Here is a 13,438-nt window from a genome sequence, read left to right on the forward strand (position 1 = left end):
GTTTTAAGTCTGGCGTTGACTTTTGGCACGCTGTTGAGTTCTCAAGGAACGGACGCTTCCTTTGGTGCCGTCTCCGGCGCCCTCCGGGCTTCCCTTCGTGTTTCCGACTCTATCAGACGCTTTCGCGTCCGATTCCCAGTCAGCGGGACTCTTTCTGTTCTTCCTTTAGCGTTTCTGCCTTTCGGCTTTCCCGCTGCACCCGACTTTAGCAGAAGCTTTCCGTCGGATTTCCCGCTCCCGTTTCGAGGACATGCGGATCCCATCGGAGAATTTCACTCGGATTGGATTTGCGATGTCTTCGTCGCGAGGAACGAAGAAGCAAGGAGACTCCATCGAGCCGCCTCGAACATGTCTAGTTCGTGACAACCGTTCGAATCTACCTACCCTGTCCTCCCGTGTCAACGGGTTTCTGGGGCGAAGAGGAGACTAACAGGTCGGGGACGCCCAGTGCACATCCGGGTGGCCGGGGTGCTCAGGCGGCCGTCGGGAGGGTCGCGCTGCGGTCCGCGGCCTCGAGGTCGCCCGTCTCACCGTTGAGGGCCGCGCGCCGGCCGACGCCGTAGACGTAGGCCAGGAACAGCAGTTCGGCGACGATGCCGATGGTGATGCGGGCCCAGGTCGGAAGGCCCGACGGCGTGACGAAGCCTTCGATGGCACCGGAGACGAAGAGGACCGCGGCCAGACCGATGGCCATGCCGATGGCGGCGCGCCCCTCTTCGGCCAGCGCCGTTCTGCGTGAGCGCGGTCCTGGGTCGATGACCGTCCAGCCCAGCCGCAGGCCGGTGCCCGCGGCGATGAAGACGGCGGTGAGCTCCAGGAGGCCGTGCGGGAGGATCAGGCCCAGGAAGGTGTCGAGGCGGCCCGCCGACCCCATCAGGCCGAGGCCGACGCCCAGGTTGAGCACGTTCTGCCACAGCACCCAGAGAACCGGCAGCCCGAGGAACACCCCGAAGACCAGGCACACCGCCGCGGCCTGGGCGTTGTTCGTCCAGACCTGGGCGGCGAAGGACGCCGCCGGATGGCTGGAGTAGTACGTCTCGTACTGTCCGCCCGGCCGGGTCATCGAGCGGAGGTCCTCGGGGGCGCCGATGGCCGACTGCACTTCCGGATGGGTGGCGATCCACCAGCCGACGGCGGCGGCGACCGCCGTCGACAGCAGCGCTGTGGGCACCCACCAGTGCCGTGACCGGTAGACGGCCGCGGGGAAGGCCCTGGTGAAGAAGCGGGCGACATCACGCCAGCTCGCCGTTCGCGCACCCGCGACCGCGCTGCGGGCACGGGCGACCAGGGTGGTCAGCCGGCCGACCAGCGCCGGGTCGGGGGAACTGGACTGCACAAGGGACAGATGGGTCGCCGTGCGCTGGTACAGGCCGACGAGCTCGTCGGCCTCCTCGCCGGTGAGCCGGCGACGGCGTCCCAGCAGCGCTTCGAGCCGGTCCCACTCGTGTCGGTGGGCGGCGGCGAAGACATCCAGGTCCATGGGCTGCTGCTCCTGGCGGAAGAAGGCCGGACGGTGGTGCCGGGCAGTTCGCCCGGACCGTAGGGAGACCACGTTTGTGGGAGGCCCCAGCTTTGCAGACCGGGCAGACTGTTCGGGCAGGGGTTCGGGCACGGGTTCGGACGGCGAGTACGTGCGCGTACGTGGGGGAAAAGAGGGGTTCGCGCGTGAGTGGACTGGTGACGGGCGAGGCGGTGGCGCTGGGGATGGACCCGGCCAAGCTGCCGAGCCGAGCGCTCGCGACGATGATCGACCTCGTCGTCTACTGGACGGGCTTCGTCGGGATCATGCTCGTCCTCGCCGCGGCGACCTCGTCGCTCGACGACGCCGCGGTGGCGGCGGTGTCGGTCGGCGCGCTGCTGCTCGTCCTGGTCGGCATACCGATAGCCGTCGAGACCCTCACCCGCGGGCGGTCGCTGGGCAAGATGGCCTCCGGGCTGCGCGTGGTGCGCGACGACGGCGGGCCGATCCGCTTCCGGCACGCGCTGGTACGCGGTGCGGTGGGCGTCGTCGAGATCCAGCTGTCGCTGGGCGTCATCGCGTGCATCGCGTCCCTGGTGTCGGCGCGCGGTCGCCGGCTCGGGGACGTTTTCGGCGGAACCCTCGTCGTACGCGAACGCGTCCCTCGGCAGCACACGCAGCTGATGCCGCCCGCCCCGCCGTGGCTCGCGGCGCAGCTCGCCGGCGTGGACCTCTCGGGCGTGCCGGAAGGGCTGTGGCTCGCCGTGCGGCAGTACCTCTCCCGGATGTGGCAGCTGGATCCGCAGGTCGGCTGGTCGATGGCGGAGCGGCTGGCGACGGATGTCGCCGCGTGCACGGGAGCGCGGCCGCCGCAGGGCACCCCGCCGGCGGCGTTCCTCGCCGCGGTGGTGGCCGAACGGCAGTCGCGGGACGCCCGGCGGCTGTTCGGCCCGGGAGGGCCGCCGGCCAGCCCCTTCGGGGGCGCACAGCCACCCGTCATGCCGGCACCCGTCACATTCGCACCCGTGCCCGCAGCGCCGTCACCGGTACCGCCGGCGACCTACACGCCGCCGCCGGTTCAGCCCGTGCAGCCGGTTCAGCCCGTGCAGCCCGTGCGGCCCGCCCCCGAACCGCCGCGCACCGGCTTCGCTCCCCCGGCATAGCTCCGGGCCGGCCGAACGAGAACCGCCGCGTCAGGCGAACGTCGACGGGGGCGATTCGAGCTCTTCGAGTTCGATGCCCGGGGCGGACAGGACGACGTCGCCCGCGATGTGGACCTGGTGCTGCTCGCCGGTGTCGAGCTCGGTCACCTGGTACTCGTCCACAGGCAGCGGACCGCTGTCGGTGTCGTGTGTTGTCCTGTTGAGCAGGGTCCAGGACTGGTCGAGGGTGCGGGGCGCGAGCACGGGGGGTGCGAAGGCGACGAGGCGTACGCGGGTGGCGGGGGCGCCCGGTTGGAGTCGCAGCAGTCGTGCGGTGGCGATCAGAAAGGCGGGCGAGGTACCGGTGAAGGCGTGGGCGGGGGCGTTGCCCTCCTGCGCCTGCTCGCCCACGGGGTCGGTGCGGACCCAGGTGACGCCGTCGATGGCCGCGCCGCGGACCTGCCAGCTGGACGCGTTCAGTTCGAGGCGGATCGGGCGGCCGAGGTCGTCGATGGTGAGGTCGACGGAGCCGGAGTGGTCGCCCGACGGGGCGGTGAGCTGGGAGACGTAGCGCCAGCCGGAGGGGCCGGTGGCGCAGTGGAAGTGCTCGGCGCCGAGGGGGGTGTGGTCATGTGTGTCGTGGAACGAGTAACGGCCTCTGGGCATGGTGGGGTCCTTGGACGGCGAAGCCCCCGCCGAGGAGAACGGCGGGGGCGACGCTCAGTGGATCCGGTGTGTCCGGGTGTCCGCGGTGGATCAGTAGCGGTAGTGGTCCGCCTTGTACGGGCCCTCGACCGGGACGCCGATGTAGGCGGCCTGCTCCGGGCGGAGCGTCGTCAGCCGGACGCCGAGGGCGTCCAGGTGCAGGCGGGCGACCTTCTCGTCCAGGTGCTTCGGGAGCACGTAGACGCCGGTGGGGTACTCGCTCTGCTTGGTGAACAGCTCGATCTGGGCCAGGGTCTGGTCCGCGAAGGAGTTGGACATGACGAACGAGGGGTGACCGGTCGCGTTGCCGAGGTTCAGCAGACGGCCCTCGGAGAGGACGATCAGGACCTTGCCGTCGGTGAACTTCCAGGTGTGGACCTGGGGCTTGACCTCGTCCTTGACGATGCCCGGGATCTTGGCCAGGCCGGCCATGTCGATCTCGTTGTCGAAGTGGCCGATGTTGCCGACGATGGCCTGGTGCTTCATCTTGGCCATGTCGGCGGCCATGATGATGTCCTTGTTGCCGGTCGTGGTGATGAAGATGTCGGCGATTCCGACGACGTCGTCGAGGGTGGCGACCTGGTAGCCGTCCATCGCCGCCTGCAGTGCGCAGATCGGGTCGATCTCGGTGATGACGACACGGGCGCCCTGGCCGCGCAGCGACTCCGCACAGCCCTTGCCGACGTCGCCGTAGCCGAGGACGACGGCGACCTTGCCGCCGATGAGGACGTCGGTGGCGCGGTTGATGCCGTCGATCAGGGAGTGGCGGCAGCCGTACTTGTTGTCGAACTTCGACTTGGTGACCGCGTCATTGACGTTGATGGCCGGGAAGAGCAGCGAGCCTTCCTGCATCATCTCGTACAGGCGGTGGACACCGGTGGTGGTCTCCTCGGTGACGCCGCGGATCTCCGACGAGAGCTGGGTCCACTTCTGCGGGTTCTCGGAGAGGGTGCGGTTGAGTACGCGCAGGATGTAGCCGTACTCCTCGCTGTCCGCGGTGGACGGGTCCGGAGCCGCGCCGGCCTTCTCGAACTCGACACCCTTGTGGACGAGGAGCGTGGCGTCGCCGCCGTCGTCCAGGATCATGTTCGGGCCGCCGGTGGGGGTGTTCGGCCAGGTCAGCGCCTGCTCCGTGCACCACCAGTACTCTTCCAGGCTCTCGCCCTTCCAGGCGAAGACCGGCACGCCCTGCGGGTTCTCGGGGGTGCCGTTCGGGCCGACCGCGATGGCGGCGGCGGCGTGGTCCTGGGTGGAGAAGATGTTGCAGGACGCCCAGCGGACGTCCGCGCCCAGCGCGACCAGGGTCTCGATGAGGACGGCGGTCTGGATCGTCATGTGCAGCGAGCCGGTGACGCGGGCGCCGGCCAGCGGCTGCGCCTCGGCGTACTCGGCACGGATCGACATCAGGCCGGGCATCTCGTGCTCGGCCAGGGTGATCTCCTTGCGGCCGTAAGCGGCCAGGGAGATGTCGGCGACCTTGAAGTCAGTTGCGGTGGTGGTCATACGGGCTGCTCCTCGCGTAATGCGTCGAGGTGGACGGGGAATTGACGCAGCCGCAGGCTGACGAGACAGCGCCCTAGAGCGGACACACCCGTCCCCTTGCAGCAGCGCATTCCGTCGGAGGCCCTCTCTCCCTCGCGCGGCGACCGCTTCCGCGGTGCCGCCCGACCGCCATCAGCAGCGACGTCTGGCTACAGACGAACCTACACCGGACGGCCCCGCGACCCCCAACCTCGTACGGGTTTCGGCCAGTGGTGGCCGTCACGGGGAGTGGGCCGCCGGGATGCCGCTTCCGGGGCCGGTGGCGGTGCCGGCCCCCTTGAGGATCTTCGTCCCGGATGCGGAAGGGCCCGCGCACCGACCGGTGCGCGGGCCCTCCGACCTGCCGGAACGCCTCAGTGGGGGTGCGGGTCGCCGCCCGGGGTCTGCAGCGGGTCGGGACCGGCCGCCGCGGCGGCGTCGCTGTAGATGTCGGGCTCGAGGTAGATGACGCGGGCGATCGGCACGGCCGTCCGGATCCGGGACTCGGCGGCGTCGATCGCGCGGGCGACCTCGGCGGCGGTGTCGTCGTGGTGGACGGCGATCTTCGCCGCGACCAGCAGTTCCTCCGGGCCCAGGTGGAGGGTGCGCATGTGGATGACGCCGGTGACGGTGTCCCCGTCGACGATGGCCTCACGGATCATGGCCACCGATTCGGCGGTCGCGCCCTCACCGAGGAGCAGCGACTTGGTCTCGGCGGCGAGCACGAGGGCGATCACGATGAGCAGGATGCCGATGCAGAGGGTGCCGATGCCGTCCCAGACGCCGTCGCCGGTGGCCAGCGCGATGCCGACACCACCCAGGGCGAGGACGAGGCCGACGAGCGCGCCGAAGTCCTCCAGCAGGACGACGGGCAGCTCCGGGGCCTTGGCGCGGCGGATGAAGTCCGTCCAGGAGTGCTCGCCACGGGTCTGGTTGGACTCCTTGATCGCGGTGCGGAAGGAGAAGCTCTCCGCGATGATCGCGAAGACCAGGACGCCGACCGGCCAGTACCAGTGCTCGATCGCGTGCGGGTGCTTGATCTTCTCGTAGCCCTCGTAGAGCGCGAACATGCCACCCACGCTGAACAGCACGATCGACACCAGGAAGGCGTAGATGTAGCGCTCGCGGCCGTAGCCGAAAGGGTGCTCCTCGTTCGCCTCGCGCTTGGCCTTCCTGCCCCCGACGAGGAGCAGCGCCTGGTTGCCCGAGTCGGCGAGGGAGTGCACGCCTTCGGCGAGCATGGACGACGATCCGCTGAACGCGAATGCCACGAACTTCGCCACGGCGATGGCGAGGTTGGCGCTCAATGCGGCGACGATCGCCTTGGTTCCGCCTGACGCGCTCATAGGTGTTTGTTCGTCCCTTCGGTCCTCGGGTCCGGCCCCGGCCACTGGCCGGTCATTCTTGCAGGCTGCCCCGCGGACGGCGCGTCAGGCCACCACTGTGGCGCGGAAGACGGTGGCTCCCGGGGGAGCGTCCCCCGCCTGCGCGGACGTCAGCTCGACCTGTTCGCCCGCCGGGACGAACGCGGACTCGCCGGGGGCCAGCGTCAGCTCGCCCCGCGCGGAGCGCAGCCGTGCGGCGCCGTCGGTGCAGAGCAGGATCTGCGGGGTGCGGGCGTCGGGGGTGCGGGCCTCGCCGCCGGGGGCGAGGACGTAGCGGGAGAGCCGGAACTCGTCGATGGGCGTCTCGTAGACCTCTTCGCCGTTCGAGGACGCCTCGGGACGCAGCACGCCCGGGTCGGTGGCCTCGAAGCGGACGACGCGCAGCAGTTCCGGCACGTCCACGTGCTTGGGGGTGAGGCCGCAGCGGAGCACGTTGTCGGAGTTGGCCATGATCTCGACGCCGAGGCCGTCGAGGTAGGCGTGCGGTACGCCGGCGCCGAGGTCGAGGGCTTCGCCGGGCTGCAGCGTCACGGGGTTGAGGAGCATGGCCGCGATGACGCCCGGGTCGCCGGGGAAGCTGTGGGCCGTCGCGGCGTAGGCGGCGAAGTCCGCCGCGTGCGGTCCGTCCTGTCCGGCGAGCCGGGCGGCGGACCGGGCCGCCTCCTCGACCGTCTGCGCCATCGCGTCGCGGTCGGCGGTCAGCACGGCGGCGAGGACCTCGCGCAGCGCGCCGGTCTCTGGCTGGGCGCGCAGGATGTCGACGTACGGCTTGAGCGAGTCCACGCCGAGGGCTTCAAGGAGGTCGGCGGCCTCGGAGGGGTGCCGGAAGCCGCACAGCCCGTCGAAGGGGGTGAGCGCGACGAGGGCCTCGGGCTTGTGGTTCGCGTCCTTGTAGTTGCGGTGCGGGGCGTCGACGGGGATGCCGCGCACCTCCTCGTCCGCGAAACCCGCACGGGCCTGTGCGAGGTCGGGGTGGACCTGGACCGACAGGGGGGCGCCGGCCGCGAGGATCTTGAACAGGAACGGCAGCCGGGGGCCGAAGCGCCGTACGGCCGGTTCGCCGAGTTCCGCGGCCGGATCGGCGTCGATCGCCTCGTTGAGCGGGACGGGCCCCGCGCCCCGGTCGATCCGGGAGGGCGCTCCCGGGTGCGCGCCCATCCACAGTTCGGCCTGCGGCTCGCCGGTGGGGGCGGTGCCGAGCAGTTCGGGGATGGCGGTGGTAGAGCCCCAGGCGTAGGGACGCACGGTGTTGGTCAGGCGGTCCATGGCGTCATGATCTTTCGGCAGAGGCCACGGCGAGGTAGACCGAGGCGAAGTCCGTCAGGGCGAGCAGCTCGGCGGTGGTCTCCAGGACGCCGCCGTCGGCCGCGGCGATCTCACTGAGTGGTGTGTCGTGCGCGTAGGCCAGCTCACGGGCGGCGGGCGCGGACACGGCCTGCCGGCCGGCGGCCTCCCGCAGCAGGACGACGCGCAGCCGCAGCGCCTGCGGGCCCTCGACGCGGTCCCGGAAGAAATCGTCGGGGTCGTCGCCGGACGAGAGGGTCCCGCCGAGCAGGGGACCGTGGGTCGCGAGCGCTTCGGGCAGCTCGGCGGCGAGGGCGGGGCGGCCGGTCCTGGTGGCGAGCACGGCCGCGAAGCGGCGGGCGGCCGGGGCCACGGTCGGCCCGGTGCTCCACAGCAGCGGCAGGGCGTCGGCCAGTTCGGTGGCCAGCGTCTTGGCGGGGTTGTTGTACGTCGCGATGGCCGGTCCGCAGCGCGCGGCGACCTCGTCGAGCCGGTCGGCGACAGCCTGCACCTCGGTCGGCGGGGCGGCGAACAGCCCGATGCGGTCGGCGAGCGTGAGCAGCGGGGTGAGCAGCGCCCACAGCGCGCCCAGGTCCTCGGCGGGAGCGCCCGACGGTCCCACGGGAAGCGGGGACGCGGGCCCGGCGTACGGGATCGTCATGCCGCGCGCCTGTTCCAGCGCCTCGGCGAGGGGCGACTTCGCGGGGGCCACGGCGGCGACGGTGCAGCCACGCCGGTAGGCCTGCTCGACGAGGTCGACGAGGCCGGCCTCCCGGCCGCTCGCGGTGGTGAGCAGCACCAGGTCGAGCGGACCGGTCCAGCCGGGGAGCGTCCACCGCGGTTCGTACGGGGTCGGTCCGGCCGCCCGCAGCGGTATGACGGGGCAGCTGCCCGCACCGAGCGCGCCGAGCACGTCGGCCACGGTGGCGGCCTCGGGCCCGGCGCCGGCGACGAGCACGGTGCGCGGCCGGCCGTCGGGGCGCAGGTCCTGGACGCCCGCCTCCTGCGTGAGCCGCGCCGCGGTCCGCACGCGGGCGCCCGCGGCGGCCGCGCCGAGCAGCAGCCCCCGGGTGTCGGCACGGGCGAGGGCGTGGGGGTCGTCAAGCAGCGACTCGTCGAGCATCGGGACCTCCGGGTCCTGGTCCGTCACCCCGGGCACGTCCTGCCCGGGAGGTCACGGGTCCCCGTCCCGGGGGCCCGCTCAGGCCGTGCCGACCGGTCAGGCGGGGCGGCGGGCCTCGTCGATGAGCAGGACGGGGATGTCGTCGCGTACCGGGTAGGCGAGGCCGCAGCTGTCCGAGGTGCACACGAGTTCGTTCGCTTCGGTGTCCTCGCGGAGCGGGGCGTGGCACGCCGGGCAGGCGAGGATCTCCAGGAGGCTGGCTTCGACGAGCGACATGGGGTGAGTCCTTCGGACGGTGTGGTTCGGACGGTGGTTCTCGACAGCCGCGTCTGGTGCCGAGGTGGCGGCATACGGCGTGATCAGCCTAGCTGTACTGACCCGTGAGGTCGGGGCCGCGTCAGGCCCGGATGACGGCGAGGGCCTCGTCGCGGACGCGGGTGACGGTGGCCGCGTCGCGGGCCTCCACGTTGAGGCGGAGCAGGGGCTCGGTGTTGGAGGCGCGGACGTTGAACCACCAGTCGGCCGTGGTGACCGTGAGGCCGTCGAGTTCGTCGAGTTCGACGCCCGGCCGGCTCTCGTACGCGGCGCGGATCGCGGCCACCCGGCCCGCCTGGTCGGCGACGGTGCTGTTGATCTCGCCGGAGGCGGCGTAGCGGTCGTACTCGGCGACCAGCTCGGACAGGGTGCCGTCCTGGGCGCCGAGTGCGGCCAGCACGTGCAGGGCGGCGAGCATGCCGGTGTCAGCGTTCCAGAACTCGCGGAAGTAGTAGTGCGCGGAGTGCTCGCCGCCGAAGATCGCGCCGGTGCGGGCCATCTCCTGCTTGATGAAGGAGTGGCCGACGCGGGTGCGCACCGCCTTGCCGCCGTGCTCCGCGACGACCTCCGGCACCGACCAGGACGTGATCAGGTTGTGGATGATCGTGCCGCCGGGGTGCTTGGCCAGCTCACGGGCGGCGACCAGGGCGGTGATCGCCGAGGGCGACACCGGCTCGCCGCGCTCGTCGACCGCGAAGCAGCGGTCGGCGTCGCCGTCGAAGGCCAGCCCCAGGTCGGCACCGGTCTCCAGGACCTTCGCCTGCAGGTCGACCAGGTTCTTCGGGTCGAGCGGGTTGGCCTCGTGGTTGGGGAACGTGCCGTCCAGCTCGAAGTAGAGCGGTACCAGTTCCAGCGGCAGCCCCTCGAAGACGGTGGGGACGGTGTGGCCGCCCATCCCGTTGCCCGCGTCCACCACGACCTTCAGGCGGCGGATGCCGCCGAGGTCGACCAGGCCCCGCAGGTAGCCGGCGTAGTCGGCCAGCACGTCCCTCTGGGTGATCACTCCGGCGGTGGCGGCGGGCTCCGGCGCGCCCTGCTCGCTCCACTGCTGGGCCAGCGCCCGGATGTCGGCCAGGCCGGTGTCCTGGCCCACGGGGGCCGCGCCCTTGTGGCACATCTTGATGCCGTTGTACTGCGCGGGGTTGTGGCTGGCGGTGAACATCGCGCCGGGCAGGTCCAGTTGCCCGCTGGCGAAGTACAGCTCGTCCGTCGAGCACAGGCCGATCTCGGTGACGGACGCGCCGCGCGCGGCCGCCCCGCGTGCGAAGGCGCGGGACAGTCCGGGCGAGGAGGGGCGCATGTCGTGGCCGACGACGATCGCGTCGGCCGCGGTGACGGTGACGAAGGCCGCGCCGAACAGCTCGGCGATCGACTCGTCCCACTGGTCGGGGACCACGCCGCGGATGTCGTAGGCCTTGACGATCTGCGACAAGTCGGACACAGCACACCCCTGTTGGACAGCGCCGGACAGTGGCGCGCGGAAAACTCCCGCTCAACCTACCCCGGCGGGGTGATCGGTCCGGTCAGGGCTCGGGCGAGCGCAGCACCCTCAGGTGGCCTCTGCGGGCGACCTCCATTGGGTCCACCTCCCGGCCGCGGGAGACGTTCGCGGGGCGCTCCGGCGGTCGGGCGGCCTCGCGCACCGCGTTGGCGAGCGCTTCGAGGTCGTCACCGCTGGGGACGACGGGACCGCTGTCCACGGCGAGCCGGACGACGTCCCAGCCGCGCGGGGCGGTGAGGCGTTCGGAGTGCTCGTGGCAGAGGTCGTAGCAGTGCGGCTCGGCGTAGGTCGCGAGCGGGCCGAGTACGGCGGTCGAGTCCGCGTAGACGTACGTCAGCGTCGCGACGGCGGGTCGGCCGCAAGCGGTCCGCGAACAGCGACGTACAGGGCTCACGACGTTGGACGCTACCGCACTCTTGAGCGGGCCGCGACGACTCTCCACGACCTCACCCTGTCGTGTCGTCCCGGTTCGCCGGGAACGCCGGGAAACCGCGATCACGGGCTGACCTGCGAGGAGGCTCCTGCGGGGCGGTTTCGCGCGGCGGGCGGGGCCGGGAGCGGACTTGGCAGGATCCTGACGCGGCGTCGGCTTGGCATCGGCTCGGGCTCGGCCTCGGCCCGCCGATCGCTCGACTCCCGCTCGGTACCGCCTCGATTCCGGATCGGTGCCGGCTCGGCTCGTGCCCGGTGCCTGATCGGTGCTGCCCCGACTCCGGCTCGGCTCCGGCTCGGCTCCGGCTCAAGCCGCGGGACTCGCGCGGACCGCGTGTCACGCGGCGCCCCACGACAGCCCCGGCGGATGGCGCGCCACCCGGCGTCCGCGGTGTACCGGGGCCCCGGGAGGACTAGGCTCAAAGGCGATGGACAGCCCCGTACCTCCCTCTTCAGACCCTCGTCCGCGTCGTCGCGACCGCCATGGCCGCGGGATGCGCGGACCCATCGCGCCTCCGCAGGTGCCGCTCGCGCTCACCCGCGCCGACGCCTTCGACGATCTCGTACGGGACGCCGCCGACCGGCTGGAGCGGCGCTGGCCGCAACTGGCCGACGTCGAGTTCGCCGTGCAGGAGGTGCCGCTCGTCTCCGACGCGGGGCAGCCGGCGACGGAGGACGACTCCGCCGACGGCAGTGTGCCGCTCGGCCGGCTGATCAGCGGCCGCAAGGACGCCCCCAACCGCATCGTGGTCTACCGACGCCCGGTGGAGATCCGGGCCAAGAGCCACGACGAGCGGGCGATGCTCGTGCACGAGGTCGTCGTCGAGCAGGTGGCCGAGCTGCTGGGGCTCTCCCCGGAGAACGTCGACCCCAAGTACGGGCAGGAATAGGCCCGAGCAGGGAATGGGTCCGGACAGGAACGGTTCCGGGCAGCCGGAACGGGCCCGGGCAGCGGGAACGGGCCCGGCCGGATGGCGCCGGGCCCCCTGGCCGTCAGTCGTCGAGGATCGTCAGGTCCGGCCTGACCTTCGGGACCACCACCGTGCCCCGGTCGTCCGGCATCGGCTGGACGGTGAACATCGGGATGCCGTTCAGGGGCAGGGACAGCATCCGCGAGGCGTAGACCGGTCCGCCGGAGACCGGCTCGACGGTCACCGCGAAGGCGCCCTTGCCCGACGAGGGCGCGGGCGGCTCGAACGCCATGGTCGTGCCGGCCTTGATGGTGACGTTCTTGCTGACCGGCGCTCCGCCGTCGGTGGCCGCCGAGGTGGTGACCTTCACGACGGCCTCCTTGCCCGGTGCGACCAGCGAGAGCGTCGACGCCTTGACGCGGTTGTCGGCGACGGTGGCCCGTTCGTCGATCTTCGCGGTGGCCGGCAGGAAGGCCGTCTCCTGCTTCGCGCCGGTGCCCCGGGTGATCCGCAGGGCGCCGACGATCGGGACGGGCGTGTGCGCGCCGCTCGCGGCCAGCAGCAGGGAGCCGGCCTCGCCCTTGGTGACGTCCCCGAGGTCGATGGTGGTCGTCATGCCGCTCTTGACGTGCAGCGTCTCGTGTCCGGCCGGAGTGATGGAGCCGGTCGGGGAGGCGAGCCGCACGGTCAGGTCGGCGTCGTCCTGGCCGGGGGCGAACGCGACGAGTTGCACGGAGGTCGCGTCCGCGGGGATGCCGGGGAAGACCAGCCCGGCGGCGGGGTCGGCGGCTGCGGGCAGCCAGTCCGCGCCGAGCTTGGCGTCCACGGCCTGGACGGCCGCGCCGACCCGGCCGCTGCGGACGGTGACGTGCACGGTCAGGTCGGGGGCCTTCTCCGTGACGAGGGTGGAGAGCAGGATCGACGTGCTGCCCTGCGACGGGACGGACACCCCGTCGCCGGTCAGGGCTTTCAGCGCGCCGTCCTTGCCGAACAGTTCGACGTCGACGACGGCGTCCAGGTCGTCGGGGTTCACCAGGTGCAGGAAGTCCTGGCGGTCGGCGGCGGTGCTCGCGGCCGGGAACCAGAACTCGCTGTCCGGGGCGACGCAGGACGTGCCGAGCACGGCGCGGCCGGGACCCGCGCTGACCACCGTGGTCTGCTGAACGCTCCAGCCGGGTGCCAGGGCGCCCTCGGCGGAGCCGATCAGCGCCGGGCTGTCGGCCTTGTCGACCTTGGCGGCGACCGGCGCACCCGGCTCGGTCAGCGGTACGAGCGGCTTGGCCTTCGCGCCCGCGGCTCCGGTGGCGGGCAGCAGCTGGGCGGTGCCCTGCTTGGCCGCCTGGGCGCCCTTGGGCGTGAACGAGGTGTACGTGGTCGACGCCAGCTCGGAGGCGGACGGCGCCGGGCAGACGAGCGCCGACCGCTGCACGGGCTGCCGGGCGGCGGAGCCGGCGGGCGCGGCGGCCGGGTCGCCGGCGCCGGTGAGCACGGCCGCGCCGGTGAGTGCGGCGAGTGCTGCGGTCGCTCCCGCCAGGGAGATGATGCTGCGGTTCACTGACTTTCACCTCGCGGTGTTGCCCGGGGCCGGCCGGTCGGCCTGGTCACGGCCGGCGTGACGTGCGTACGTGCCTGATGTGGGGAGCCGGCGGCACGGGTTCGG

General features: G+C 72.1%; 12 protein-coding genes. 2 read left to right on the forward strand and 10 right to left on the reverse strand.

Going from position 1 to position 13,438, the window contains the following annotated elements; translation table 11 throughout:
• Positions 1–472: 472 nt before the first annotated feature.
• Positions 473–1,480, reverse strand: a complete 1,008-nt coding sequence (locus O3X23_RS26060; protein WP_269273987.1) for a stage II sporulation protein M — start codon at positions 1,478–1,480, stop codon at positions 473–475.
• Between the two features lie 185 nt (positions 1,481–1,665).
• Here O3X23_RS26060 and O3X23_RS26065 point away from each other — a divergent pair, with 185 nt between their 5' ends.
• Positions 1,666–2,622, forward strand: coding sequence for an RDD family protein (locus O3X23_RS26065; protein WP_269273988.1), 957 nt, complete (start codon positions 1,666–1,668; stop codon positions 2,620–2,622).
• A gap of 30 nt (positions 2,623–2,652) precedes the next feature.
• On the opposite strand, the gene O3X23_RS26070 is transcribed toward O3X23_RS26065, so the two are convergent.
• The 8 genes from O3X23_RS26070 to O3X23_RS26105 all read right to left on the reverse strand — a co-directional run bounded on the left by O3X23_RS26070 (position 2,653) and on the right by O3X23_RS26105 (position 10,877).
• Positions 2,653–3,267: a hypothetical protein gene (locus O3X23_RS26070; protein WP_269273989.1), complete on the reverse strand. Its 615-nt coding sequence runs from the start codon at positions 3,265–3,267 to the stop codon at positions 2,653–2,655.
• A 90-nt stretch (positions 3,268–3,357) separates the two neighbouring features.
• Positions 3,358–4,809: an adenosylhomocysteinase gene (ahcY, locus tag O3X23_RS26075; protein ID WP_269273990.1), complete on the reverse strand. Its 1,452-nt coding sequence runs from the start codon at positions 4,807–4,809 to the stop codon at positions 3,358–3,360.
• A 392-nt stretch (positions 4,810–5,201) separates the two neighbouring features.
• Positions 5,202–6,173: a cation diffusion facilitator family transporter gene (locus O3X23_RS26080; protein WP_269273991.1), complete on the reverse strand. Its 972-nt coding sequence runs from the start codon at positions 6,171–6,173 to the stop codon at positions 5,202–5,204.
• Between the two features lie 84 nt (positions 6,174–6,257).
• Positions 6,258–7,478, reverse strand: coding sequence for a mannose-6-phosphate isomerase, class I (gene manA / locus O3X23_RS26085; RefSeq protein ID WP_269273992.1), 1,221 nt, complete (start codon positions 7,476–7,478; stop codon positions 6,258–6,260).
• Between the two features lie 4 nt (positions 7,479–7,482).
• Positions 7,483–8,619 (reverse strand): SIS domain-containing protein, encoded by a 1,137-nt coding sequence (locus O3X23_RS26090; RefSeq protein WP_269274074.1) that lies wholly within the window; start codon positions 8,617–8,619, stop codon positions 7,483–7,485.
• 96 nt (positions 8,620–8,715) lie between these two features.
• Positions 8,716–8,895 (reverse strand): Trm112 family protein, encoded by a 180-nt coding sequence (locus tag O3X23_RS26095; protein ID WP_269273993.1) that lies wholly within the window; start codon positions 8,893–8,895, stop codon positions 8,716–8,718.
• A gap of 121 nt (positions 8,896–9,016) precedes the next feature.
• Positions 9,017–10,375: a phosphomannomutase/phosphoglucomutase gene (locus O3X23_RS26100; protein WP_269273994.1), complete on the reverse strand. Its 1,359-nt coding sequence runs from the start codon at positions 10,373–10,375 to the stop codon at positions 9,017–9,019.
• An 82-nt stretch (positions 10,376–10,457) separates the two neighbouring features.
• Positions 10,458–10,877, reverse strand: coding sequence for a DUF3499 domain-containing protein (locus tag O3X23_RS26105; protein ID WP_269273995.1), 420 nt, complete (start codon positions 10,875–10,877; stop codon positions 10,458–10,460).
• A gap of 418 nt (positions 10,878–11,295) precedes the next feature.
• Between O3X23_RS26105 and O3X23_RS26110 the strand changes: the two genes are divergently transcribed.
• Positions 11,296–11,757 (forward strand): metallopeptidase family protein, encoded by a 462-nt coding sequence (locus O3X23_RS26110; protein WP_269273996.1) that lies wholly within the window; start codon positions 11,296–11,298, stop codon positions 11,755–11,757.
• A gap of 103 nt (positions 11,758–11,860) precedes the next feature.
• Here O3X23_RS26110 and O3X23_RS26115 read toward each other — a convergent pair whose 3' ends face one another.
• Complete coding sequence (locus O3X23_RS26115; RefSeq protein ID WP_269273997.1) at positions 11,861–13,333, reverse strand: DUF5719 family protein; 1,473 nt, start codon at positions 13,331–13,333, stop codon at positions 11,861–11,863.
• Positions 13,334–13,438: the final 105 nt, after the last annotated feature.

This window comes from Streptomyces sp. H39-S7, from assembly GCF_027158205.1.
Lineage (GTDB): Bacteria > Actinomycetota > Actinomycetes > Streptomycetales > Streptomycetaceae > Actinacidiphila.